Source organism: Actinoplanes sp. NPDC051475, from assembly GCF_040689425.1.
Taxonomy (GTDB): Bacteria; Actinomycetota; Actinomycetes; order Mycobacteriales; family Micromonosporaceae; genus Actinoplanes.
The window spans coordinates 159,913-183,699 of sequence record NZ_JBFAZZ010000002.1 but is presented as its reverse complement, the minus strand read 5'-3'; the positions used below and the strand labels follow the sequence as shown (position 1 = coordinate 183,699).

General features: G+C 70.7%; 21 protein-coding genes and 2 riboswitches. Of the genes, 16 read left to right on the top strand and 5 right to left on the bottom strand.

Going from position 1 to position 23,787, the window contains the following annotated elements; translation table 11 throughout:
- The first annotated feature begins 31 nt into the window (after positions 1–31).
- From pdxH to AB0368_RS05335, 7 genes are all read left to right on the top strand, one after another.
- Complete coding sequence (pdxH, locus tag AB0368_RS05365; protein ID WP_366152906.1) at positions 32–658, top strand: pyridoxamine 5'-phosphate oxidase; 627 nt, start codon at positions 32–34, stop codon at positions 656–658.
- Positions 655–1,968 (top strand): MFS transporter, encoded by a 1,314-nt coding sequence (locus AB0368_RS05360; RefSeq protein ID WP_366152550.1) that lies wholly within the window; start codon positions 655–657, stop codon positions 1,966–1,968. Before pdxH ends, AB0368_RS05360 begins: the two co-directional genes overlap by 4 nt.
- 10 nt (positions 1,969–1,978) lie before the next feature.
- Positions 1,979–2,908: an aldose 1-epimerase family protein gene (locus AB0368_RS05355; protein WP_366152549.1), complete on the top strand. Its 930-nt coding sequence runs from the start codon at positions 1,979–1,981 to the stop codon at positions 2,906–2,908.
- Positions 2,909–2,911: 3 nt separating this feature from the next.
- A complete protein-coding gene (locus tag AB0368_RS05350) occupies positions 2,912–3,535 on the top strand; it encodes a nitroreductase family protein (protein ID WP_366152548.1) in 624 nt (207 codons plus the stop codon).
- Positions 3,536–3,602: 67 nt separating this feature from the next.
- Positions 3,603–3,899, top strand: coding sequence for a type II toxin-antitoxin system VapB family antitoxin (locus AB0368_RS05345; protein WP_366152547.1), 297 nt, complete (start codon positions 3,603–3,605; stop codon positions 3,897–3,899).
- 19 nt (positions 3,900–3,918) lie between these two features.
- Positions 3,919–5,088, top strand: a complete 1,170-nt coding sequence (locus AB0368_RS05340) for an acyl-CoA dehydrogenase family protein (RefSeq protein ID WP_366152546.1) — start codon at positions 3,919–3,921, stop codon at positions 5,086–5,088.
- Positions 5,089–5,127: 39 nt separating this feature from the next.
- The gene (locus AB0368_RS05335; RefSeq protein ID WP_366152545.1) at positions 5,128–5,877 is read left to right on the top strand and encodes a DUF4230 domain-containing protein; all 750 of its coding nucleotides are present in this window, start codon (positions 5,128–5,130) and stop codon (positions 5,875–5,877) included.
- 11 nt (positions 5,878–5,888) lie between these two features.
- Here the strand turns inward: AB0368_RS05335 and AB0368_RS05330 are convergent, their stop codons facing one another.
- Positions 5,889–6,071, bottom strand: coding sequence for a PspC domain-containing protein (locus AB0368_RS05330; protein WP_366152544.1), 183 nt, complete (start codon positions 6,069–6,071; stop codon positions 5,889–5,891).
- 201 nt (positions 6,072–6,272) lie between these two features.
- Between AB0368_RS05330 and AB0368_RS05325 the strand changes: the two genes are divergently transcribed.
- The 7 genes from AB0368_RS05325 to AB0368_RS05295 all read left to right on the top strand — a co-directional run bounded on the left by AB0368_RS05325 (position 6,273) and on the right by AB0368_RS05295 (position 16,726).
- The gene (locus tag AB0368_RS05325) at positions 6,273–8,279 is read left to right on the top strand and encodes a DUF5941 domain-containing protein (RefSeq protein WP_366152543.1); all 2,007 of its coding nucleotides are present in this window, start codon (positions 6,273–6,275) and stop codon (positions 8,277–8,279) included.
- The gene (locus AB0368_RS05320) at positions 8,276–10,450 is read left to right on the top strand and encodes a bifunctional glycosyltransferase family 2 protein/CDP-glycerol:glycerophosphate glycerophosphotransferase (protein ID WP_366152542.1); all 2,175 of its coding nucleotides are present in this window, start codon (positions 8,276–8,278) and stop codon (positions 10,448–10,450) included. Before AB0368_RS05325 ends, AB0368_RS05320 begins: the two co-directional genes overlap by 4 nt.
- 130 nt (positions 10,451–10,580) lie before the next feature.
- Positions 10,581–11,879: an ABC transporter ATP-binding protein gene (locus tag AB0368_RS05315; protein WP_366152541.1), complete on the top strand. Its 1,299-nt coding sequence runs from the start codon at positions 10,581–10,583 to the stop codon at positions 11,877–11,879.
- A 140-nt stretch (positions 11,880–12,019) separates the two neighbouring features.
- Positions 12,020–12,913: a hypothetical protein gene (locus tag AB0368_RS05310; protein ID WP_366152540.1), complete on the top strand. Its 894-nt coding sequence runs from the start codon at positions 12,020–12,022 to the stop codon at positions 12,911–12,913.
- A gap of 61 nt (positions 12,914–12,974) precedes the next feature.
- A complete protein-coding gene (locus tag AB0368_RS05305; protein ID WP_366152539.1) occupies positions 12,975–13,493 on the top strand; it encodes an ATP-binding protein in 519 nt (172 codons plus the stop codon).
- Between the two features lie 78 nt (positions 13,494–13,571).
- On the top strand, positions 13,572–14,312 hold the full coding sequence (locus AB0368_RS05300; RefSeq protein ID WP_366152905.1) for a beta-phosphoglucomutase family hydrolase: 741 nt from the start codon (positions 13,572–13,574) through the stop codon (positions 14,310–14,312).
- 47 nt (positions 14,313–14,359) lie between these two features.
- Positions 14,360–16,726: a glycoside hydrolase family 65 protein gene (locus tag AB0368_RS05295; protein WP_366152538.1), complete on the top strand. Its 2,367-nt coding sequence runs from the start codon at positions 14,360–14,362 to the stop codon at positions 16,724–16,726.
- A gap of 65 nt (positions 16,727–16,791) precedes the next feature.
- On the opposite strand, the gene AB0368_RS05290 is transcribed toward AB0368_RS05295, so the two are convergent.
- Positions 16,792–17,811, bottom strand: coding sequence for a hypothetical protein (locus tag AB0368_RS05290; protein WP_366152537.1), 1,020 nt, complete (start codon positions 17,809–17,811; stop codon positions 16,792–16,794).
- Between the two features lie 4 nt (positions 17,812–17,815).
- A riboswitch (cyclic di-AMP (ydaO/yuaA leader) is annotated at positions 17,816–17,952 on the bottom strand.
- A 234-nt stretch (positions 17,953–18,186) separates the two neighbouring features.
- Positions 18,187–18,323: riboswitch (cyclic di-AMP (ydaO/yuaA leader) on the top strand.
- A gap of 3 nt (positions 18,324–18,326) precedes the next feature.
- On the opposite strand from AB0368_RS05290, the gene AB0368_RS05285 reads away from it, so the two are divergent.
- Positions 18,327–19,397, top strand: coding sequence for a hypothetical protein (locus tag AB0368_RS05285; RefSeq protein WP_366152536.1), 1,071 nt, complete (start codon positions 18,327–18,329; stop codon positions 19,395–19,397).
- Between the two features lie 15 nt (positions 19,398–19,412).
- On the opposite strand, the gene AB0368_RS05280 is transcribed toward AB0368_RS05285, so the two are convergent.
- Both AB0368_RS05280 and AB0368_RS05275 read right to left on the bottom strand, forming a co-directional pair.
- The gene (locus AB0368_RS05280) at positions 19,413–20,183 is read right to left on the bottom strand and encodes an ABC transporter ATP-binding protein (protein WP_366152535.1); all 771 of its coding nucleotides are present in this window, start codon (positions 20,181–20,183) and stop codon (positions 19,413–19,415) included.
- Positions 20,176–21,069, bottom strand: coding sequence for an ABC transporter permease (locus tag AB0368_RS05275; protein WP_366152534.1), 894 nt, complete (start codon positions 21,067–21,069; stop codon positions 20,176–20,178). Before AB0368_RS05275 ends, AB0368_RS05280 begins: the two co-directional genes overlap by 8 nt.
- 171 nt (positions 21,070–21,240) lie before the next feature.
- On the opposite strand from AB0368_RS05275, the gene AB0368_RS05270 reads away from it, so the two are divergent.
- Positions 21,241–21,849 (top strand): TetR/AcrR family transcriptional regulator, encoded by a 609-nt coding sequence (locus tag AB0368_RS05270; protein WP_366152533.1) that lies wholly within the window; start codon positions 21,241–21,243, stop codon positions 21,847–21,849.
- On the opposite strand, the gene AB0368_RS05265 is transcribed toward AB0368_RS05270, so the two are convergent.
- Positions 21,812–23,725, bottom strand: a complete 1,914-nt coding sequence (locus AB0368_RS05265) for an EAL domain-containing protein (RefSeq protein WP_366152532.1) — start codon at positions 23,723–23,725, stop codon at positions 21,812–21,814. The genes AB0368_RS05270 and AB0368_RS05265 overlap by 38 nt on opposite strands.
- Between the last annotated feature and the right edge of the window lie 62 nt (positions 23,726–23,787).

The following is a 23,787-nucleotide window of genomic DNA, read 5'->3' as shown; positions in this document are numbered from 1 at the left end:
TGTGACGCCCGAACAATCGTCGCCCGCCGCCATGCGGCGCGACTACACCGAGCGCGGCGCGCTGCTCGAGACGGATCTGGCGGCGACCTGGCCGGAGCAGTTCGGCCGCTGGTTCGCCGACGTCCTGGAGTACGCGCTCCCCGAGCCCAACGCGATGATCGTGGCGACCGCCGACGCGACCGCCCGGCCGAGCGCGCGCACGGTCCTGCTCAAGGGGTACGACGAGCGCGGATTCGTGTTCTTCACCAACTACACCTCCCGCAAGGGTGCCGAGGCGCTCGAGAACCCGCAGGCCGGCCTGGTCTTCCCGTGGTTCCCGATGCAGCGCCAGGTGATCGTCTGCGGCGGCGTGGAGAAGGTGACCCGGGCGGAGACCGAGGCGTACTTCGCCACCCGGCCGCGCGGTTCCCGGCTCGGCGCCTGGGCCAGCCCGCAGAGCACGGTGGTGCCGGACCGGGACGCCGTGGAGGGGGGACTGGCGGAGGCGGTCGAGCGCTTCGGCGAGGACGGCGAGGTTCCGGCCCCGCCGCACTGGGGTGGACTGCGGGTCGTGCCGGAGACCGTCGAGTTCTGGCAGGGCCGCAGCAACCGCCTGCACGACCGGTTGCGCTACCGCAGGACCGGGGACACCTGGGTCGTCGAGCGGCTCGCCCCGTGAGCCAGGAGCCCGTCGAGGCCGCCGAGAAGGTCGTCGAGGCGGGACGGCACCGGAGCTGGGTGATCGACGTACGTCCGCTGCGCGAGGTCGCGTACCGGCGGATGTGGATCGGCAACGGGGTCTCGTACTTCGGCTTCCAGTTCACCTCGGTGGCCGTACCGGTCGAGATGTTCGCGATCACGCACTCGTCGGCGTGGGTGGGCCTGCTGGGCATCGCCGGACTCGTACCCCTGCTGATCTTCGGTCTGTGGGGCGGCGCCGCCGCGGACGTGGTCGACCGCCGCAAGCTGCTGCTCGCGAGCTCGACGCTCGCCTGGCTGTCCACCGTGGGACTGCTGGTGCAGGCCTTGCTCGGGATCCGCAGCGGCGTGCTGCTGCTCGTCCTCACCGCGGTGCAGTCCGCCGGCTTCGCGGTCAGCTCGCCGGCCCGGCAGGCGATCATCCCGCGGCTCGTGCCGGGCGGCCTGGTCCCGGCGGCCAACACCCTCGCGTACACGACGACCACGGCGGGCGGTGTCCTCGGCCCGCTCGCGGCGGGCCTGATCTTCGGCACCTGGTCGACGGGCACCGGCGTCACGATCGCGTACGCGGTGGACGCCGCCCTCTTCACGGTCTCGTTCTGGGCGACCTACCGGCTCCCGCCCATCCCGCCGGTGCACGACGACGGCCACGCGGAGAAGCCGACGGCCGGCCTGCGCGGCATCGTGGACGGCCTGCGCTTCCTCGCCACCCAGCCGGTGCTGCTGCTGTCCTTCGCGGTGGACATCATCGCCATGGTGCTCGCCATGCCGCGGGCGCTCTTTCCGGAGATCGCCGCGGACCGGTTCGGCGGCGGGTCCGCGGTGGGCTGGCTCTTCGCCGCGATCGCGATCGGCTCGGTGATCGGCGGCCTCACCTCCGGCTGGATCGGCCGGGTGCAGCGGCAGGGCGTCGCGCTGGTCCTGGCGGTGGTGGGCTGGGGCGTGGCGGTCGGCTTCGCCGGCCTGGCCACCTCGCTGTGGGCGATGGTGCTGCTGCTCGCCGTGGGCGGCGCGGCCGACCTAGTCAGCGCGGTCTACCGGCAGTCGATCCTGCAGGTGTACGCGCCGGACCGCCTGCGCGGGCGGCTGCAGGGCGTCTTCACGGTGGTGGTGGCGGGCGGGCCCCGGCTCGGCGATCTGCGCGCGGGCGCCACCGCCGGCCTCACCGGACCGACCGCGTCCTGGGCGGGCGGTGGCTTCGCGGCCGCCGGGCTGGCGGTGGTGCTGGCTCTAGCATTCCCGGCCCTCGTTCGATACCGCCCTCCCGCTGACACTGACGCGAACCGATAATGTCGTGCCCATGACGGACGTCGTGTCGGCGAGATCTGGGACTCAGTGGACGATCGAGGCCGACGGCCATCGGGCCACGGTCGCCGAGGTCGGTGGGGTGTTGCGCGAGTACGCGGTGGGCGGCCGCGAGGTGGTGGACGGCTTCGGGCCGGACGAGATCTCGCCGGCCTCGGCGGGGCAGATCCTCGCGCCCTGGCCCAACCGCATCCGCGACGGCCATTACACCTTCGACGGCACGACCTACCAGCTCTCCCTCACCGAGCCGGACAAACACAACGCGATCCACGGGCTCGTCAACTGGTCCCGGTGGCGGCTCGCCGAGCAGACCGCGGACTCCGTCACCCTCGGGTTCGACCTGCCGCCCCAGGTCGGCTACCCGTGGCCGCTGACCATGCGCATCCGGTGGAGCGTCTCCGCCGACGGCTTGCGCGCCGATCAGGAGGTCACGAACACCGGCGACGCTGCCGCGCCGTGGGGCTTCTCGGTCCACCCGTACGTGCAGCTCCCGGGCGTGGCCGTGGACGACACGGTGCTGCGGGTGCCGGGGCGCAGCAAGATCCTGGCCGACCAGCGGCTGCTGCCGATCGGCGCCGTGCGGGTCGCCGGTACGGAGTTCGACTACACCGAGCCGCGCCGCATCGGTGCCGCCGTGCTCGACACCACCTGGGGCGACCTGATCACGGACGCCGACGGTGGTTCGTCGGTCACTATCGCGGCGCCCGACGGCAGCCAGGCGGTGACCGTCTGGGGCGACGACGTCTTCAAGTGGTGGCAGGTGTTCACGGGCGACACGCTGCGCGGCGAGCGGTTCCGGCGCTCGCTGGCGATCGAGCCGATGACCTGCCCGCCCGACGCCTTCCGCTCCGGCCGGGACCTGACCGTGCTGGCGCCGGGGCAGACGTGGCGGGCGTCCTGGGGCATCCGGCCCTCGGCGGCCTGAGCCGTGGAGTTCGACGAGGTCCTCCGCCGGCGCCGGATGGTGCGGACGTACGACCCGGAGCGCCCGGTGCCGCCGGAGATCGTCGACAAGCTGGTCAAGCACGCGCTGCGAGCGCCGTCGGCCGGGTTCTCCCAGGGCTGGGGCTTCCTGGTGCTCCAGCAGCCCGAGGATCGCGAGCTCTACTGGTCGGTCACGGCCGCGGATGGGCCGGGGGATTCCTGGCTGCAGCGGATGCGGTCGGCGCCGCTGATCATCGTGGCCCTCTCCAACAAGTCGGTCTACCTGGACCGGTACGCCCAGTCCGACAAGGGCTGGACCGACCGCGACGAGAGCCGGTGGCCGGTGCCGTACTGGGACATCGACACCGGGTTCGCTGCCTTGCTCATGCACCTGACCGCGGTCAACGAGGAGCTGGGTTCGCTGTTCTTCGGCGTGCCGGCCGAGCGGATCGGTGCTTTCCGGGAGGCTTTCGGCATTCCGGACGAATTCACGCCGGTCGGCGCGCTCACCGTGGGCTATCCGGCGCCGGACAAGAGGTCACCGTCACTGCGCCGGGGGCACCGCCCGGTGGACGAGGTGGTGCATCATGGCCGGTGGACCGCCGGGGGGACGACGGCGGCTCGCTAGGCTGGCAGGCGTACAGGCCCGTCCGCCGGGTATGGCCAGAGTGAGGTACCGAGGGGAGCGTGCCGTCGTGATCTTCAAAGCGGTACGGGACGGAGCGCCGTACCCCGACCATCACACGACGCTGAAGAGATGGGCCGAGATCCCGCCCCGGCCGATCCGGCTGGCCGACCTCATCACCACCAAGCGCGAGCTGGCGCTCGACAAGCTCCTCGCCGAGGACTCGACGTTCTACGGCGACCTGTTCCCGCACGTCGTGGAGTGGAACGGCGCCCTCTATCTGGAGGACGGCCTGCACCGGGCGCTGCGGGCAGCGCTGCAACAACGCAACCAGATCCACGCCAGAGTGCTCGTCATCGACAACTAACGCTGTTAGTTTTAACGGCATGGCCGTATCACCGCTGGATCTGCTGGACCTCGATGACCTGCTGACCGACGAGGAACGCGACGTCCGCGAGCTCGCGCGCAGGATCGCCGACGACCGCGTCCGCCCGTACGTCTCCGACTGGTACGAGCGCGGCGAAGCGCCCGTCCGCGACCTCGCCCGAGAGTTGGGCAAGCTCGGCTTCCTCGGCATGCACCTGACCGGCTACGGCTGTGCCGGCGCGACCGCGGTGCAGTACGGCCTGGTCTGCATGGAGCTGGAGGCCGCCGACTCGGGCGTCCGCTCGCTCGTCTCGGTCCAGGGCTCGCTCGCCATGTACGCCATCTGGAAGTTCGGCAGTGAGGAGCAGAAGCAGCAGTGGCTGCCCGGCATGGCCGCCGGCGAACTGATCGGCTGCTTCGGGCTCACCGAGCCCGACCACGGCTCGGACCCGGCGACCATGGCGACCCGCGCCCGCCGCGACGGCGACGGCTGGGTGCTGCACGGCGGCAAGATGTGGATCACTAACGCGCCGCTCGCCGACGTGGCCGTCATCTGGGCCCGCGCCGAGGAGGGGATCGTCGGCTTCGCCGTGCCGACGGCGACGCCCGGCTTCTCGGTGCGGGAGGTCAAGAAGAAGCTGTCGCTGCGCGCCTCCGCCACCGGCGAGATCACCCTGGACGACGTGCGCCTGCCCGACTCGGCCCGGCTGCCGCTGGCGCGCGGTCTCAAGGCCCCGCTCGGCTGCCTCACCGAGGCCCGCTTCGGCATCGTCTGGGGCTCGCTCGGCGCGGCCCGGGACTGCCTGGAGACGGCCATCGCGTACGCGACCGCCCGCGAACAGTTCGGCCGCCCCATCGCCGGCTTCCAGCTCACCCAGGCCAAGCTCGCGGACATGGCGCTCGAGCTGCAGAAGGGCTACCTGCTCGCGCTGCACCTCGGGCGGCGCAGCGACACCGCGGGACTGCGGCCCGAGCAGGTGAGCATCGGCAAGCTCAACAACGTGCGCGAGGCCATCAAGATCGCCCGAGAGTGCCGCACGATCCTCGGCGGCAACGGCATCAGCGGCGAGTATCCGGTGCTCCGGCACGCCAGCAACCTCGAGAGTGTGCTCACGTACGAGGGAACTTCCGAGATCCATCAGCTCGTCATCGGGCAGAAATTGACCGATCTGAACGCCTTCGGCGGTTGAGCGCTGCGGTTGTCGCACCCCCGCCGTACCGTAAGGAGCATGGCCAACTCACACGATGTGGATGAGCCGACCAGGGAGTATCCGGCCGTGACCGAGCCCGGGCCGGTCACCGCCGAGCCCGCGGCGCCGGAACGGTCGCCCGGCGTCGGCGGCTTCGCCCGGGTCGTCATCTTCATCGGCGTGGTCTTCGCGCTGATCGTGGCGATGTGCCTCGGGCTGCGCGCGATCAACGTGCTGCCCGGCTTCGACAACCCGTTCGCCGACAAGACGACCGACCGCAGCCAGCCGGTCCTGCTGCAGTCGATGCGCGACCTCAGCCGCTACGTCGCCGCCGACGGCACCTTCCAGGTGATCGTCGACCTGCAGGAGAACAAGGAGAACGTCCCCGACTTCCTGCTCAACAAGCGCACGCTGTTCGTCGGCGCCGGCACGGTGGAGGAGTACATCGACTTCAGCCGGCTGGCCTCCGACGCCCTGACGGTCGACGAGGAGAACAAGTCGGTCCAGATCAAGCTGCCGCCGCCGGAGCAGGGCCAGGCCGCCCTGGACATGCAGCGCAGCTATGTCGTGGCGGAGGAGCGGGGCCTGCTCAACCGCATCGGCGACGCCTTCTCCAGCAACCCCGACCAGCAGCAGCGGGTCTACCAGCTCGCGCAGCAACGGATCACCGAGTCGGCCCGCGCCAGCGGCCTCGACCAGCGGGCGCGGGACAACACCGAGAAGATGCTCACCAGCCTCTTCGAGCGCCTCGGCTACGCCAAGGTCACCGTCGAGTTCACCAATCCGTGACTGAATGACCCTCACTCGTTGGGCAGCAGCACCCACAGGATGAGGTAGATCAGGAACTGCGGGCCGGGCAGCAGGCAGGACAGCACGAAGATCAGCCGCATGACGCCCGAGGACACGCCGAAGCGGCGGGCCAGGCCGGAACACACGCCGGCGATCCATCGGTCGTCGCGGGGGCGAACCAGTCGGCGAGCCATGTCATCCACTCCTTCGGTGTCGGTCCGGCGGGGTGCCTGACCTGCGATCAACGGTAGGAGCCCGCAGCGCCTGCGCCCTCGGCCGTGAGGGGGAGAAGGCGGCTCACATTCCCGTAAGGGCTCCCCGTACCCGTCACCGATCCGCTGTTAACATCGGGGCAATTCCGCCCCCGGGCGGCTTCTGGTGGGAGGGATGTCGCGGTGACGCTCGCCGTGTTGTGCGGCAGCACCGGCAACGACCTCGACCCGGCTGCCGCCGGCAGGCTTGCCGACGAGCTGACCGTCGCCTTGACCGCCGCCGGCGCCTCGGCCGTGCTGACCGCCGACGGCGCCGACATCCCGGGGCAGCTGCGGGACATCGCGCGGATCGCGGCGGGCACGAAGGAACCCCTGCTGCTCTGCGCCGACGACCTGGTGGCGCACCCCAGTCTGCTGTGGACGCTCGCCACCGAGCCCGCCGGGCGCAGCACCGCCCTCGTCGCGACCACGGACAGCGGCGCCGGCGGCGACCTGCGCGAGGAGCGCGGCCGGCTGGTCCCCGCGGTCGACGGTCCCACCCGCTTCCTCGGCGCCCTCCGCCTCGCGCCCGGCGACCTGCGCCTCGTGGCGGCCGCCGCCGAAGAGGCGATCATCGCCGGCGAGAACGGCGGCGGCACCGGCCTCATGACCCGGGCGCCGCGGACGGCCGGGAACGCGTTGGAGGCCCTGCTGCCCACGCTGCTCGCGGGCGGGCTGGTGCCGATCGCGACCCGGGTACGCCTGCTCCACGCCGAGCGCGTGCACACCGACGCCGAGCTGGCCGCGGCCCAGGCGGCGGTCGCGGCGGTCGACGAGGACAAGGCCCTGCTGCGACTTGCCGTCAAGGAGAAGGACGACTTCTTCACCACGTACGCGGTCAGCTCCTGGTCGCCGCTGGTCACCAAGCTGTGCGCCCGCGCCGGCCTGACACCGAGCGGGGTCACGGCCCTGTCGGTGCTCTTCGCGGTGGGGGCGGCGCTCGCGTTCTGGGAGGCGTCGCGGCCCGCGATGATCGCCGGTGCGGTGCTGCTGTACCTCGGATTCGTGCTGGACTGCGTCGACGGGCAGCTCGCCCGCTACACCCGGCGTTTCGGGGCCTTCGGCGGATGGCTGGACACGATGGCCGACCGGGCGAAGGAGTACGCGGCCTACGCCGGTCTCGCGGCCGGTGCCGAGCGGGTGGGGTTGCCGTACGCCTGGCCGCTGGCCATCACCGCGATCGTCCTCCAGACCGTCCGGCACATGACCGACACCTGGTACGGCGCCCTGCACGACGAGGCCGCCGCCCGTCAGGCCGTGGGCACCGCCGGCAACACCGACGCGGGCGGCGGCATGGGTGCCCGGCTCAGCCGCGCCTCCAACAAGGTGCAGGCGGACACCGGCTCGGTCGCGTACTGGCTGAAGCGGATCGTGGTCTTCCCGATCGGCGAGCGGTGGGCGCTGATCGCGGTCCTCGCGGCGCTGGCGAACGGCCGGGTGGCGCTCGCGGCCGTCGTGATCTGGGGGCTGCTGGCCGCCGCGTACACGCTGGGGCTGAGATCTCTGCGCTCGGTCTCGATGCGCGTCGGTGTGCTGAACACCGTCGACACCTCGCGGCACCGCGACGACGGCCGGCTCGTGCGCGGAACGGTGAGCGCCGCGGACCTGTCCTGGCCGTTGCTGTGGGCGGCGGTCGCCGCGCTGGCCCCGCTGGCGCTGATCGGCGCCGTCGCGGCCGGGTGGGTGCCGCGCGGGACGCGGTGGGGCGCCGGAGACATCGAGCTCGTCCGCGCGGGGGACGCCGCGATCGCGCTCGTGGTTGCCGGCCTGCTGGTGCTGGGCGCCGGCCTGGCGGCCCGGTCCCCACACGACGGCCCGCTGGACTGGCTGGTACCCGCCGGGCTGCGGGCGGCGGAGTATCTGATGGCGGTGGCCGTCGCGATGATCTGCGCGGTGCCGCCGCCGGTGGTGTTCACGCTGCTGTTCGTGCTTGCGCTGCACCACTACGACCTGACGGCCAGAATGGAGAAGGGCGCACCCGCGGCGCGGGCGAAGCGGGCGCTGCTCGGCTGGGACGGGCGCGTCCTGCTGCTGGTGCTCTTCGCGTCGGCGGGGGTCGCGACGGCCGGTCAACTCCTGCTCGCCGTCGGGGTCGGTCTCGGATTCCTCACGCAGGCGGTCCGCGACTGGCGCACCGAAGGACGCCGATGACGCTGCTGAGCGTGGTCCTGCCCGTCTACAAGGTGCAGGGCTACCTGCGTCAATGTTTGGACTCGCTGCTCGAGCAGCCGTTCACCGATTTCGAGGTCGTTGCCGTCGACGACTGCTCGCCCGACCACAGCGGCGCCATCCTCGCCGAGTACGCCGCCCGCGACCCCCGGGTTCGCATCGTCACCCTGGCGGAGAACGTGGGCCTGGGCCAGGCCCGCAACGCCGGCCTGGACCATGCCGTGGGCGAGTACGTCTGGTTCGTCGACAGCGACGACAGGCTCGCCCAGGGCGCCCTGACCGCCGTCGCGGACCGGCTCGCCGACACCGCCGCGGACGTCCTGGTCGTCGGCTTCGACCGGGTGCACTGGGACGGCCGGGTCTCCGTGCCGGGGGCCGGCCGGCTCCTCGCCGAAGCGCCCGAGACCTTCACGGCCGAGGAGTGGCCGCGGATCCTGAACACCCTGCACGTCGCCTGGAACAAGGTCGTGCGCCGCGATCTGCTGCTCAAGCTCGGCTTCCGGTTCGCCACGGGCTGGTACGAGGACGTCTCGTTCACCTTCCCCCTGCTCGCCGCCGCCCCGCGGATCAGCGGCCTGAGCCGGATCTGCGTGCACTACCGGCAGCGGCGCACCGGGGCGATCACCCGTACGCTCGACGACCGGCACTTCGAGGTCTTCGACCACTGGGCGCACGCGATGACGCTGGTCGACCAGTACAGCGACAGTGCCGAGGCGCTGCGACCGGTGCTGTTCCAGCGGATGATCTGGCACTACCTGGTGGTGCTGCGCAACGCCCAGCGGGTGCGGAAGGCGTCCCGACGGCGCTTCTTCGATCGGATCACCGAGGACTACCACCGCTACAAGCCGGCCGCGGGCTACCGGGTTCCGCCGGGTGCCATGGGCCTGCGGCACCGGTTGGTGGCCCGCGGCGCGTTCCTGCCGTACCGGGCGATGCAGCGGGCGATCGGTGCGGTCCGGGCCGCCGACCGGGTCCGGTACCTGCCCGCGATCAAGGCCCAGGGGCTCGCCAGACGCGTCCATCAGGCGGTCTTCCGGGCGTACTACCGGGCGCAGCTGCGACTGCCGGTGGACGAGAACCTTGCCCTGTACGCCGCGTACTGGTATCGCGGGGTCACCTGCAACCCGGCTGCCATCGCGCGCAAGGCCGCCGAACTGGCACCCGGCGTGCGCGGCGTCTGGGTCGTGGGCCGGGGACGGGTGGGCACGGTCCCGCCCGGCACCGACTACGTGATCGCCGGCTCGCTGCCCTACTACCGCGCGCTGGCCCGGGCCCGCTGGCTGGTCAACAACGTGAACTGGCCCAACTGGGCGGTGAAGCGCGAGGGCACGACGCACCTGATGACCCATCACGGCACGCCGCTGAAGATGATGGGCATGGACCAGGCCGATCACCCGGCGGGCGCGAAGGACCGGGACTTTCACGCCCAGATGCGCCGGGCGGATCGCTGGGACTTCAGCGTCACGGCCAACGCGCACACGACGATCGCGTGGGAGCGCGCCTATCCGTGCCGGCACGAGACCCTCGAGGTCGGCTACCCGCGCAACGACCGGCTGGCGACCGCGACCGCCGCGGACACCGCCGCCGTACGCGAGCAGCTCGGCATCCGGCCGCACGAGCGCGTCGTCCTCTACACCCCGACGCACCGGGAGTGGCTGCCGCCGGGCCGACAGGTGCTGGACGTGGAGGCGTTCGCCGACACGCTGGGCCCGGGCACCGTTCTGCTGGTCCGCGCCCACTACTTCGCGGTGCCCGACGAGCACAAGGCGCCGGCCCGGCGCGGGCGCATCGTGGACGTGTCGGCGTACCCGGTGGTCGAGGACCTGTACCTCGCCGCGGACGTGATGATGACCGACTACTCGTCCGCGATGTTCGACTTCGCCGTCCTCGACCGGCCAGTCGTGATCTACGCGCCGGACTGGGCGGCGTACCGGGAACTGCGCGGGGTCTACTTCGACCTCGTGGAGCTGCCGCCGGGCGAGGTCGCCACCACCGTCACAGAGCTCGCCGAGATCTTCGCCGGCGGGGCGTACGAAAGTGCAGGTGCCGCAGCGAAACGGGCACGCTTCCGGCGGCGGTTCTGCTATCTGGACGACGGCGGAGCCGCCGAGCGGGTGGTCCGCCGAGTGCTCCTGGGTGAGGCCGCAACCTGACTTCCTGCGGAGACATTTACCGCTGTGACGATCTGGTGACTGACCGCGAATGGCCGTTCACCCGATGGCAGCGATCGATGCGTCTGGTCACGCTAAGCCATCGTCGCAGCTCACATGCAGGAGGTTGACGGTGTCCACCGTCGCGCTCAAGGACGTCACGAAGGTCTGGCCGGACGGGACCGTGGCGGTCGACAGGGTCAGCCTCGATGTGCAGGACGGCGAGTTCATGGTGCTGCTCGGCCCGTCCGGCTGCGGGAAGTCGACGATCCTGCGGATGATCGCCGGCCTCGAGGACCCCACGGCCGGTGCCATCCTGCTGAACGGCGAACCGGTGATGGACCTGGCTCCCCGAGACCGGCAGATCGCCATGGTCTTCCAGGACTTCGCGCTGTACCCGCACATGTCCGTGGGGGACAACATCGGTTTTCCCCTCAAGCTCTCCGGCGTCGAGCCGGGTCCCCGCGTCGAGCGGATCGGCGACGTGGCGAGCGCCCTGGGCATCGGCGACGTGCTGGCTCGCAAGCCCGGCCAGCTCTCCGGCGGCCAGCGCCAGCGGGTCGCGATGGGGCGGGCGATCGTCCGTCGCCCGGGCCTGTTCCTCATGGACGAGCCGCTGTCGAACCTCGACAGCGGCCTGCGCGCCGAGCTGCGCGCCGAGATCACCAGCCTGACCCGCGAGCTCGGCGTCACCACCCTCTACGTGACCCACGACCAGGCCGAGGCGCTGACCATGGCCGACCGGGTCGCGATCATCCGCCGGGGCGTCCTGCAGGATCTGGGCACCCCGACCGAGGTGTACGGCCGCCCGGCCACCCTCTACGTCGCGGCCTTCCTCGGCTCGCCCCGGATGAACCTGCTCGAGGCGTCGGTGTACGTGCACCTCGACCGGTACATCGCCCTCAACCTCGGCGAACAGGCGCTTTACCTGCCGTGGAGCGACATCCGCGCCCGGGCCATCTCGCACTACCACGGCGAGCGGATCGTCATCGGCATGCGGGCCGAGGCGCTCACCCCGGTCGCGCCCGACGCCCCGGGCGACGTGCTGCAGGGCCGGATCCGCTACCTCGAGCACCACGGCCACGAGTCGCTGGCCTTCCTGGACATCGGCGCCACCGCGATCGTCGTGGACGAGCTCGGCAAGGGGGTCTCGGACGCGGCCCCCAGCGGCGGTGCGCTCAAGCGCTTCGGCGGTGCGTTGCAGCGGCTCGCCGGCCGCGGTGATCGTGCGGTGCTCGAACGCGAGGAAGCCGAGAAGGACTCGGTGCTCAGCGATCCGGGCCGGCACCACCGGCGTCCCGCCGAACTCGCGGTAAGGCTGGCTCCCTATCCCGCGGTCTCGCCCGGGCATCCGCTGGCGATCAGCGTACGGATGGACGCGCTGCACTTCTTCGACGAGCGCGGCGACCGCATCGATGTCGGGTGGCGCTGAAGAAGACATTCGACTCATCGAGTCGATTTCGGTCCCCGGCGACCGAAAAGACGGGTCGGTGCCGTTGACACGGTGCCGTATCGTTCGCCGCACGTCGGTGCGATGGCGTATCGACGTCACACACCTGAAGGGTGGCGACAATGGCGAACGCATCCGGATTGCTGGTGATCGAGAGAATCCTGCGCGACAGACAGGGGATCTGGCAGCAGGTCGTCGAGGACCGCGCACTGTCGAAGCTCACCGGGCAGATGCTGGTCAGCTCGGTGATCGCCCTCGCGTGCTACGGGGCGGTGCTCGGCTCCTTCCACAGTGTCTTCATGGCGCTGACATCCGCGGTGAAGTTGCCTCTGCTGTTCCTCGTGACGCTGGCCATCTGCCTGCCCACGCTCTATCTGTTCAACCTCGTCTTCGGGGCGCGGCTGTCCGTACGCCAGTCCCTCGCCCTGGTCATGGTGGCGCTGACCGTGACCGCCATGCTGGCGCTGGCGTTCGCGCCGATCGCGCTGTTCTTCCTGATCACCGCGCCGGACTACAACTTCTTCAAGCTGCTCAACGTCGCGATCCTGGCGCTGTCGGCGCTGGTCGGGCTGCGCTTCCTCACCGGGGGCATGCGGGTGCTCAACGACCACGGCCTGCTGACCCCCGAAAAGAGCGAGACCCCGGTCGAGGCTCCGGTCAGCCCCCCGGTCACGGCCCCGGTCCCCGCTCCCGAGCTCGTCCCGGTGGGTGCGGCCCCGAACGGGAGCCCCACCCCGGCGCCCGCCCCGATCCCGGCTCAGGTGCCGCCGGGCTACATGCTCACGCCGATCGGCCAGCCGCGTCCCGCCCCGCGGCCCGTCGCGGTCAAGCAGCCCGCGCCGCCGAGCATGACCCTGCTGTACGTGTGGATCCTGCTGTTCGGCTTCGTCGGCACGCAGCTCGCCTGGACCCTGCGGCCCTTCTTCGGCAGCCCAGGCATGAAGTTCAGCCTGTACCGCGAGATCGACGGCAACTTCTACGCGGAGATCTTCCGGACCCTGTCCCACCTGTTCTGACCCGACTTACCGGGCTCCGACGACTGCCACGGAGGCGGTACACAGCGTAGGCTGCTCGGCGGTGGAGGAAACCGTCGACCACGAAGTGCTGCGTCCGGCTCCGGGCAGGGAGTCACCGGGCGCGGTCCCCTCGTACCAGAAAACCGGCAGCAGCGCGCTGCTCGACCGCGTCTTCGGCCGTGACGACATCACCGTGCTGCGGCACGAGGTCCTCCAGCATCTCGATCCAGGCCTACTGGCCGACCGACTGGACGGCTTCGTCCTCGCGGTCAACGAGGTGATCACCAACGTCGTGCTGCACGCGGGCGGCAGCGGGCGGCTCGTGCTGTCCCGCACCCCCACCGCGGTCTGGTGCACGGTGACCGACTCCGGGCCCGGCATCCCCGAGGAACACCGGCGCCCGCCCGAGGCCCCCGGCGCATTCGAGGACGGCGGCCGGGGGATCTGGCTGGCGTACCAGCTGTGCGACGAAGTCACCATGGCGACCGGCCCAATTGGGACAACTATCGGACTACGCATCGACCTGCCGGGTCGGCGTCCGGCATCTGACCTGCTCAACGGGGCGTCTGCCGGAGGCTGAACACGGCATGAAACGCCGTGGAAATGTCGACATCGGCATTCAAGCGTGTTCGTCACCGAGGGCGACTACATTAGGCCGGTGCTCGGACTACCTCCTCATGTGACGGCATGCCTCTTCGATCTCGACGGTGTGCTCACCCAGACCGCCCTGGTCCACAACGCCGCGTGGACGCAGACCTTCGACGCCTTCCTCCGGGCCTGGTCCCCTAAGCACGGGCAGCAGTTCGTGCCCTTCGACCCCGGCGCCGACTACCACCGGTACGTCGACGGTCGGCAGCGTGCCGACGGGGTCCGCACCTTCCTCGCCTCCAGGGGCATCACCCTGCCCGAAGGCACGCCCGACGACGGTCCCGACGAGGAGACCGTCAACGGCATCGGTAACCGCAAGAACCTGCTGGTCTTGCAAAAGATCCAGGAAGGGGCCGTACAGGTCTATCCCGGATCGGTCGATTACCTGCACGCCGCCCAGGATGCGGGATTGCGCCGCGCGGTCGTGTCAGCGAGCGCCAACTGCAAAGACGTGCTGGAAGCCGCCGATATCACCGACCTCCTCGAGGTGCGTGTGGACGGCGTCGTCGCCCGTGCGGAACACTTGCCGGGCAAGCCCGCGCCGGACACGTTCCTCCACGGCGCGAAGCTGCTCGGCGTCCCACCGGAGAACTGCGCGGTCTTCGAGGACGCCCTTGCCGGCGTCGAGGCCGGCAGGGCCGGTGGATTCGGCATCGTGATCGGCGTGGACCGGGTCGGTCAGGCCGAGGCGTTGCGCGAGCACGGCGCTGACATCGTGGTGCAGGACCTCGCCGAGCTCCTCACGCGGTAACACCCCCCAAAGACTTACTTCTCTTCTCAGTTGCGAGAGGCACCACCGTGATCCGTGAACGGGCCTACCCCGTCGACCCCTGGCACATCCGGGAGACCCGGCTGGACCTGGATCTCCTGGCCCAGTCAGAGTCGGTCTTCGCCCTGGCCAACGGCCACATCGGCATCCGCGGGAACCTGGACGAGGGCGAGCCGCACGGCCTGCCCGGCACCTACCTGAACTCGTTCTACGAGCTGCGGCCGCTGCCCTACGCCGAGGCCGGCTACGGCTTCCCCGAGTCGGGTCAGACGATGGTCAACGTCACCAACGCCAAGCTCATGCGGCTGCTCGTCGACGACGAGCCGTTCGACGTGCGGTACGGCGACCTGCGCTCCCACGAGCGGACGCTGGACCTGCGCGCCGGCACCCTCGAGCGGATCGTGGAGTGGGTGTCACCCTCCGGGCAGGCGATCCGGGTACGCACCGTGCGGATGGTGTCCTTCACCCAGCGCTCGGTCGTGGCGTTCCTCTACGAGGTCGAACCGCTGAACGACACCGCGCGGCTGATCCTGCAGTCCGAGCTCGTGGCCAACGAGCAGCTGCCGCCCACCAGCAAGGACCCGCGCGTGGCGGCGGTGCTGGACCACCCGCTGCAGGCCGAGGAGATGCTGGAACAGCGCACCGGTGGTCTGCTCGTGCACTGCACCAAGGCCAGCGACCTGCGCATGGCGGCGGCCATGGAACACCTCGTCGAGGCGCCCGGCAAGCACGCCGTTACCACCGAGGGCCACCCCGACTGGCTGCGTACCACGGTCGCCTGCAAGCTGGAGCCCGGACAGAAGCTGCGGGTCGTGAAGCTGGCTTCGTACGGCTGGTCCAGCAACCGCTCTCTGCCCGCCGTGCGCGACCAGGTCGGCGCGGCCCTGGCCAGCGCCCGGCTGGACGGCTGGGAGGGGCTGATCGAGGCCCAGCGCGAATTCCTCGACGATTTCTGGGACCACTCCGACGTGCGCGTCGAGGGCGACCCCGAGGTGCAGCAGGCGGTCCGCTTCGGCCTGTTCCACACCCTGCAGGCCGGCGCGCGCGCCGAGAAGCGCCCGATCGGCTCCAAGGGCCTCTCCGGCCCCGGGTACGACGGCCACACGTTCTGGGACGCCGAGACGTTCGTGCTGCCGGCGCTGACGTACACGCAGCCCGCGGCGGCCGCGGACGTGCTCCGCTGGCGGCACTCCACCCTGGATCTCGCCCGGGAGCGCGCGCAGACCCTCGGCCTGCAGGGGGCGGCTTTCCCGTGGCGCACGATCCGCGGGCAGGAGTGCTCGGCATACTGGCCGGCCGGCACCGCCGGCTTCCACATCGGGGCCGACATCGCCGATGCGGTCCGCCGCTACATCTCCGCCACCGGCGACGACGACTTCGAACGCGAGGTCGGCCTGGAGCTGCTGGTGGAGACCGCCCGCCTGTGGCGCTCGCTGGGTCACCACGACCGCCACGGCCGCTTCCACATCGACGGCGTGACCGGCCCGGACGAGTACACGGCGGTGGTGGACGACAACGTCTACACCAACCTGATGGCGCAGCAGAACCTCTTCGCGGCGGCGGACGCGGCCAAGCGTCACCCCGACCTGGCCCGCAAGCTCGGCGTCGACGACGAGGAATCCGCCTCCTGGCGCGACGCCGCGGCGGCCGTGCACATCCCGTACGACCGTGAGCTGGGCGTGCACCAGCAGTCGGAGGGCTTCACCCGGCTGCAGGAGTGGGACTTCGAGAACACTCCGCCGGAGGCGTACCCGCTGCTGCTCAACTACCCGTACTTCGACCTCTACCGCAAGCAGGTCGTCAAGCAGGCCGACCTGGTCATGGCCATGTACGTCCGCGGCGACGCCTTCACCCCGGAGGAGAAGGCCCGCAACTTCGCGTACTACGACGCCCGTACGGTCCGCGACTCATCGTTGTCGGCCTGCATCCAGGCGGTCATAGCGGCCGAGGTGGGCTTCGTCGAGCTGGCCCACGACTACCTGGGCGAAGCGGCCCTGATGGACCTGCACGACCTGCACCAGAACGCCCGCGACGGCGTTCACGTGGCGTCGCTGGCCGGCTCCTGGATCGCCCTCGTGGCCGGCCTCGGCGGGATGCGCGACTACAACGGCCAGCTCTCGTTCGCGCCGCGGCTGCCGAGCCGGATCAGCAACCTCGAGTTCTCGCTGCTGTGGCGCGGGCTCCGGCTGCGGGTCGAGGTCACGCCGGACGAGGTCACGTACTCGCTGCGCAACGGCGGCGGGTCGGCGCGGCTGGACCTGCTGCACCACGGCAAGGAGGTCACGGTCACGCAGGTGAAGCCGATCGTCCTGCCGATCCCGCCGGCGCCGCCCACCGGTCCGGCCCCGACGCAGCCGGCCGGTCGCGCACCGGTCCGCCGGGCGAGCGGTTCCTAGAAGCTCAAGAGCGGCAGAAGCCCCCGTTCCGTCAGGGAACGGGGGCTTCGTCGCGTGGGGCGCTGCTACAGCATCGAGATGTGCACGTGGTCCGTGTGGTTGGACGGTCCGTGATACGTCTTCCAGCCCGTCGCCGGGAACCAGATCATGCGGTTCCAGATGACGTACAGGATGCCCAGCCGGTCGGCGTTGCGGACCGCGAACGCCATCAGGTTGTTGCCGTACTCGCGGGTGTCCTGGTTGTGCCAGGGTGAGAAGCCGCTCTTCTGCAGGGACCAGTCGCAGGCGCGGCCCTTCGGGTGCTCGAACGGGCCGCCGTCGCGGTGACAACCTACGAAGCGGTTGAATCCGGCCTTCTTCACCTCTTGGTACATGTGCAGCGTGCGCGCCGTGATGCAGCCGCTCGTGGTCGGGTCGTCGACGTTGCACGGCAGCGGGCCGAACTCCCCGTCCGCGTTGCGGGGCGCGGGCGCCGCCACCCGGGACTTGGCCAGCACGAAGCCGCCGGTCACCGTCTTGCCGCCGACCAGGTCGAGGGCCTTCTCGGCGGACTCCTTCTGCTTCGTCATCAGCTCGAGGTTCTGCTTCTGCGCCTTGACCTCCTGGTCGAGGCGCGCCTTCGCGGTGGCGACGTCGTTGATGGCAGCGTCGAGCTGGCGCAGCTTGTTGTCGTTGAGGTCGTTGATCTCCTCGAGCGAGACCGCCTTGTCGATGAACGCGTCGGGCGAGCGGACGTTGAGCAGGAAGCCCATGGTGGTGAGGCCGCCCGTGCGGTACTGCTGCGCCGCCACCGCGCCCACCTCGGGCAGCAGGGCGTCCCGCGTGGCCTCCGCGTCCTTGACCTTGAGGGCGAGGGCCAGCTGGCTCTTGGTCGACTTCGCGACCGCCGACTTGGCCGCCAGGTAGCGCCGGCCCGTGTTGTCCAGCACGTCGTTGAGCATGGGATTGTCGTCGCCGTCGTCGGCAGTCGACGAGTTCCCGCCGCCCGGCGCCGCACTCGCGGGCGCGCCGGGGGCTGCGATCAGGGTGACCGCAGTGAGCGATGCCAGGGCGAGGACCAGCCACCGGCGGGGTCTTGCCGTCATCCAGTTTCCTTCCGTGTTGCCGCCGACCGGGTTAGCTGACGGGTTCGGGACGGAAGCGATCCCTACCGCTTGTTCAGCGGATTCACCCCATTACCAGGTGGTTCCCCGATTCGCCTCACGGCGATTGAGCGGTGGTCTGCCGGCACCTTGGGGGCGGTGCCTTCCTTGGCAGTGACCGGCGGAAAGCTTACCTGACTCCGGGCCGCTCATCACCGGGCGCGACATCGGCAAAAGCGTTACCTCCCAACGACTTTGCGTTACCACTCGATGGAATGACAGCCCGCGGAAACTGACGCCGTGTGTTCGGATGACCGCACAGAGTGCGACACCTGTCGATTGCGGAAAACCGTGGGTATCGTTCGTCACGGTTCCATCACGGAACCGCCGCCTAATCGCCGAAAGGCGAGCCGGGGACCCATCCGGTAATGGGGTGAATCCGCAGCTCCTGCGGTAGGGATCACTTCCGTCCCGAACCCGTCAGCTAACCCGACCGGCGGCCGACGGAAGGAACGCACGTGAGGCTCGACCCTGTCCGCCGGCGATTAGCGACCCTGCTCGCGGTCCTCGTCGCCACCTCGGGGCTGGCGCTCGTCGCCCCGGCCGCGGCCACCGCGGCGCCCCGCCCGCTCGCCGCGCCGGGAGATTCCGGCGACGACGGGGAGGGCGGCTCCAAGTCCCTCGTCGAGCAGCTCGAGGCGGCGTCGAAGGGCTTCGTCGAAGCCAAGGAGGCGCTCGACCGCTCGAAGAAGCGCCAGCAGGAGCTCGTCGCCAAGCTCAAGGAGATCGACACCGAGCTCGGCCCCAAGCAGGGCGCGCTCGACGAGATCGTGCGCAGGTCGTACCGGACCGGCCGGCTGGGCCCGATGACCGCCCTGCTCACCGCCGACTCCACCGGCAGCATGCTGGACCGGGCCCAGACCCTGGAGACGGTCGCGGTGAAGCAGGACCGCGCGATCCGCGACCTGAAGGACGCACGGGCCCGGCAGGAGCAGGCGAAGCTGGCGATCGACGCGTCGATCCGCGACCAGCAGAAGCAGCTCACCATCATGGCCAAGCGCAAGACGCAGGCCGAGGGCGCGCTGAAGGCACACAACGCCACCACGACGGCCGCGGACGACGGTGGTGGCAGCGGCTCCACCGGCGGGGGCTCCAGCTCACGCGCCGCCGCCGCGCCCCGCAACTCCGACGGCTCGCTACCGAATGAGTCCTGCACCGTCAACGACCCGACCACCACCGGGTGCATCACCCCGCGGACGCTGCACGCCATGAAGGAGGCCAAGGCCGACGGCTTCACCCATTTCGTCGCCTGCTTCCGCCACCAGAACAGCGGTGAGCATCCCCAGGGCCGGGCCTGCGACTTCGCGGCCGACCGGGGCGGCTTCGGTGGCATCGCGTCGGGCAGCAGCCGCGACTACGGCAACCGGCTGGCGAACTACTTCATCAACAACGCGAGCCGGCTGGGTGTGCTCTACGTCATCTGGTTCCGGCGGATCTGGCTGCCGAGCAGCGGGTGGAAGGCGTACACCCGGGGCAACGGCGATCCGTCCAGCGACCACACGAACCACGTGCACCTGTCGATGAGATGACGTCCGGGGCCTGCGTCACTTCTTGACGTAGGCCTCGTACTCCTTGAGCACCTCGTCGGTGGGGCCGTCGCCGCGGATCAGCCCGGACTCCAGCCAGATGCAGCGCTCGCAGGTGTCCCGGATCGACTGCTCGCTGTGGCTGACCAGGAAGACGGTGCCGGCCTCGGCGCGCAGGTCGCGGACCCGCTGCTCGCTGCGCTTGCGGAACTTGGCGTCGCCGGTGGCCAGCGCCTCGTCGATCAGCAGCACGTCGTGCTTCTTGGCGGCCGCGATCGAGAAACGCAGCCGAGCGGCCATGCCGGACGAGTACGTCCGCATCGGCAACGAGCTGAAGTCGCCGCGCTCGTTGATGCCGGAGAAGTCGATGATGTCCTTGACCTGGGCCTTCACCTGGGCCGGTGACATGCCCATGGCGAGACAGCCCAGCACGACGTTGCGCTCGCCGGGGAGGTCGTTCATCAGCGCCGCGTTGACGCCGAGCAGCGACGGCTGGCCGGCCGCGTAGACGGCGCCCTTCTCGACCGGCAGCAGGCCCGCGATCGCGCGCAGCAGGGTGGACTTGCCCGAGCCGTTGGTGCCGATCAGGCCGATCGCCTCGCCCTTGTACGCGACGAAGCTCACCCCCTTGATCGCGTGCACCTCCCGCAGCGTGGCCGGCTTGGAGCCGGTGACGATCCGCTTGAAGCTGGCGAGCGGGCTGCCCGTACCGGCGCTGCCGGCCTGGTGGACCCGGTAGACGACGTGCGCGTCGTCCACGATCACGGTGGGTTCGCGCTGGTCAGCCACGGCCGTAGCCCTTCTCTCCGCGCCAGAAGTAGACGTAGCCGCCGATGCCCACCACGATCGTCCAGCCGATGGCCTCCAGCCACAGCACGAGCGGCGAGTTGGCGAGCTGCACGTCCTCCATCAGGGCGTGGCGCATCAGGTCGATGAAGACGAGCAGCGGGTTGGCCTCGACGACCGCGAGCTTCCAGCCGTCCAGCTTGTCGGCGAACTTGGAGACCGGGTAGAGCACGGCGGAGCCGTACAGCCAGATCCGCATGATGAACGGCACGAGCTGCTTGAAGTCGGCGACCTTGGAACCGAGCCGGGCGGCGGCCATGGCGAGGCCGGCGTTGAAGACCGACTGGAGGAGGAAGATCGGCACGACGAGCAGCCACTCGAAGGTGATCGGTTCGCGGATGCCGACGATGACCATCAGGACCGCGACCGAGGCCAGCATGTTGCGGACCTCGACCATGGTGATCGCGAGCGGCAGGCTCGCACGCGGGAAGTGCAGGGCCCGGATGAGCCCGAGGTTTCCGCTGATCGCCTGGATGCCCGCCTGTACCACCGACTGGGTGAACTGGAAGACGAACACGCCGGTGCAGAGGTAGGCGATGAAGTTGTCGACGCCCCGCGCCGTGCTGAGGACGAGCCCGAAGATCACGTAGTAGACAGCCGCGTTGATCAGCGGCGTCAGCACCTGCCAGACCATCCCGAGCCGGGTCTTGCCCAGCGACGACATGACCTTGGCATTCGCGTACGAGGCGATGAAGTGCCGGTACGACCACAGCTGCCGCGTGTAGGCGGCCAGGCCCGGCAGCTTGCCGGCCGCGCTCAGGCCGTGCCGGCGGGCGAGCTCCCGCAGAGGGGTGCCGGTGTCGGAATCGGCGACCGCCGTCTGAGACATGGGGTGGCGCTCCGATCTGGTCGGTCCGTCAGGGGTCGGGGACCTGGGTGACTTCCGCGGGAACACACTAAACAGTCTGTCGCGATGAAACGCCATCGTATCGACGTTGGCCCGAATTTATCCGACCCGACGTCGAAACGCAACCGTTGCGTCCTCGCGTATAGTGTCCTCGTGGCGACAGCGAAACGTGCACCGGCCGGAGCGGCGGTGCTCCGTGGTGACATCACCGCGGCCATCCGGAACGCAGTGATGCACGAGCTGGCCGAGGTCGGCTACGGCCGGCTCTCCATCGAGGCGGTGGCGCGCCGGGCCGGGGTCGGCAAGACGGCTGTGTACCGCCGGTGGAGCAACAAGCTGGAGATGGTACTGGAGATCGTCTCCGGTGTGGCGGAGCGTAGCGTGCCGATGCCGGACACCGGAAGTTTCGCCACGGATCTGCAGCTGTTGATGTTCATCGTCAGCAAGGCGCTGCAGCACCGCATCGCCTCGCAGATCATCCCCGACCTGATGGCCGAGACCGCGCGGACTCCCAAGATCGCCGAGACGCTCCAGCGCGCCCTGCGCACCCACCAGCTCGCGGTCGGCGAGAAGATCGTCGGGCAGGCCGTCGAGCGGGGCGAGCTGCCCGCGGGGACCGATCCGGAGCTCGCGGTCGACCTCATGCTCGGCCCGCTGTACTGGCGGCTCGCAGTCGCGCGTACCCCGATCGACGACGACTACCTCGAGAAGCTCGTGGACTCCGTCACGACGGCATTGCGAGGCACTCCGCCGGCGCCATGATGGCCGCCGCGATCTGCTCCGGCGCCATGGGCCGGGCGAAGTGGAAGCCCTGCGCGCGGACGTAGCCGAGATCACCCAGCTTCTCCGCCTGCGCCAGGGTCTCGACGCCCTCGGCGACGGCCTCCACCCCCATCGCACGGGCGATCTGCAGCACCGCTCCGGCGATGGCATCCGGACCCGGCACCGGCGCGAACGACCGGTCGAGCTTGATCTGGTCCACCGGGCAGTTCGCCAGCAGGCTGAGCGTCGAGGCGCCGGTGCCGAAGTCGTCCAGCGACAGCCGGACGCCCATCGCGCGCAGGGTCCGCAGCGTCTCCGCGGTGGCCCCGCCGCCGACCGCGGTCGACTCGGTGATCTCGATGGTCAGGCGGCCGGCCTCGAGGCCCGTCTCCCGCAGCGCGGCCGCCACGTCCGCGGCGAACGAGGCGTCCTGGAGCTGGCGCGCCGAGGCGTTCACCGACATCGAACCGGGGGCCTGATCGCCCAGCTCGGCGATCCACGCCGCGGCCTGACGGCACGCCTCGCGCAGCACCCAGCGGCCGATCGGCACGATCATCCCGGTCAGCTCGGCGCCGGGGATGAACTCGCCCGGAGCGAGCAGCCCGCGCTCGGGGTGCGCCCAGCGGACGAGGGCCTCGACCCCGGTGAGGCGTCCCTCCGGGAGGGCGACCACGGGCTGGTAGTGCAGGACGAGCTCGTCGTGCTCCAGCGCGGCGGTCAGCGCGGTCGTGATCCGGCGGCGTTCGGCCCCGCGGGCCTCCGAACCGGGACGGTAGCGCTGGAAGCGGCCTCCGCCACGCTCCTTCGCCTCGTACATGGCGATGTCGGCCTGGCGCAGCAGGTTGCCGGCGTCGTCGCCGCCGCGTCCGTCGACGACGCCGAAGCTCGCGCGGACGGCCAGCAGGTGCCCCTCGGCCTCCATCGGGATGGCCAGCGCCTCCGTGATGCGCTCCAGCACCCGGTCGACGTCGCGGCCGCCCAGCCCCTCGAAGAGGATCGCGAACTCGTCGCCGCCGAGGCGGGCCACCGTGTCGGTCGGGCGTACGCCGGCCCGCATCCGCTCGGCAACCGCGATGAGCAGCTCGTCTCCGCAGGCGTGCCCGAGCGTGTCGTTGACGGTCTTGAAGTCGTCGAGGTCGACCAGCACGATGCTCAGCCGCTGGCCCCTTTCCCTGCGGGCCACCGCCGCCGCGAGCCGCTCGCCGAACAGCGCCCGGTTGGCGAGGCCCGTGAGCACGTCGTGGCTCGCCTCGTAGCTGAGCCGCTCGTGCGCCTCGACCGTCTCGGTGACGTCCCGGCAGTTGCTGACGATGCCCGCCACGCCCGGCTCGTCGACCAGGTTGGCGCTGATCACCTCGAGCGTCCGGTACGAACCGTCCGCGTGCGCCAGGCGTACCCGGTAGGTCGTCGTGGCGCCGGGGTAGACGGCGATCCGGCTCATGTGCCCGGCGACGGCGGTCCGGTCGTCCGGGTGCATCCGGTGCCCGAGGTTCGTGCCGATCACCGTGGCGGGATCGCTGCCGAGCACGCGCCGGACGGCCGGGCTGACGTACGCCAGCCGCCCGTCGGCGTCGGTGATGGTCACCACGTCGGTGGAGTTCTGCACCAGCAGGCGGAAACGCTGCTCCTGGTGCCGCAGCTCGAGCATGTTGGCGTCGAGGCGCTCGAGCACCCGGTCGTTGCGGCGCAGGCCGTTCAGCTGGCGGGCGATCACGAGCGCGGTGAGCGCCACGGCCGCGCCGGTGGCCACGCCGAGCGGCAGGGTGCCGTCGGCGGTGAACACGAGCAGCAGCCACGCGGCACCGGCGACCGCCAGCGCCCGGAGGATCAGCGGCAGCCGCCGGTCCCGCACGAGCGTGCGGGGCTGGGCGGTCATGGCTCTCCTCTCGCGGCGGGACGTTTCCTCGCACGATCGGCTCGGACGGTCGCCGGATGAGC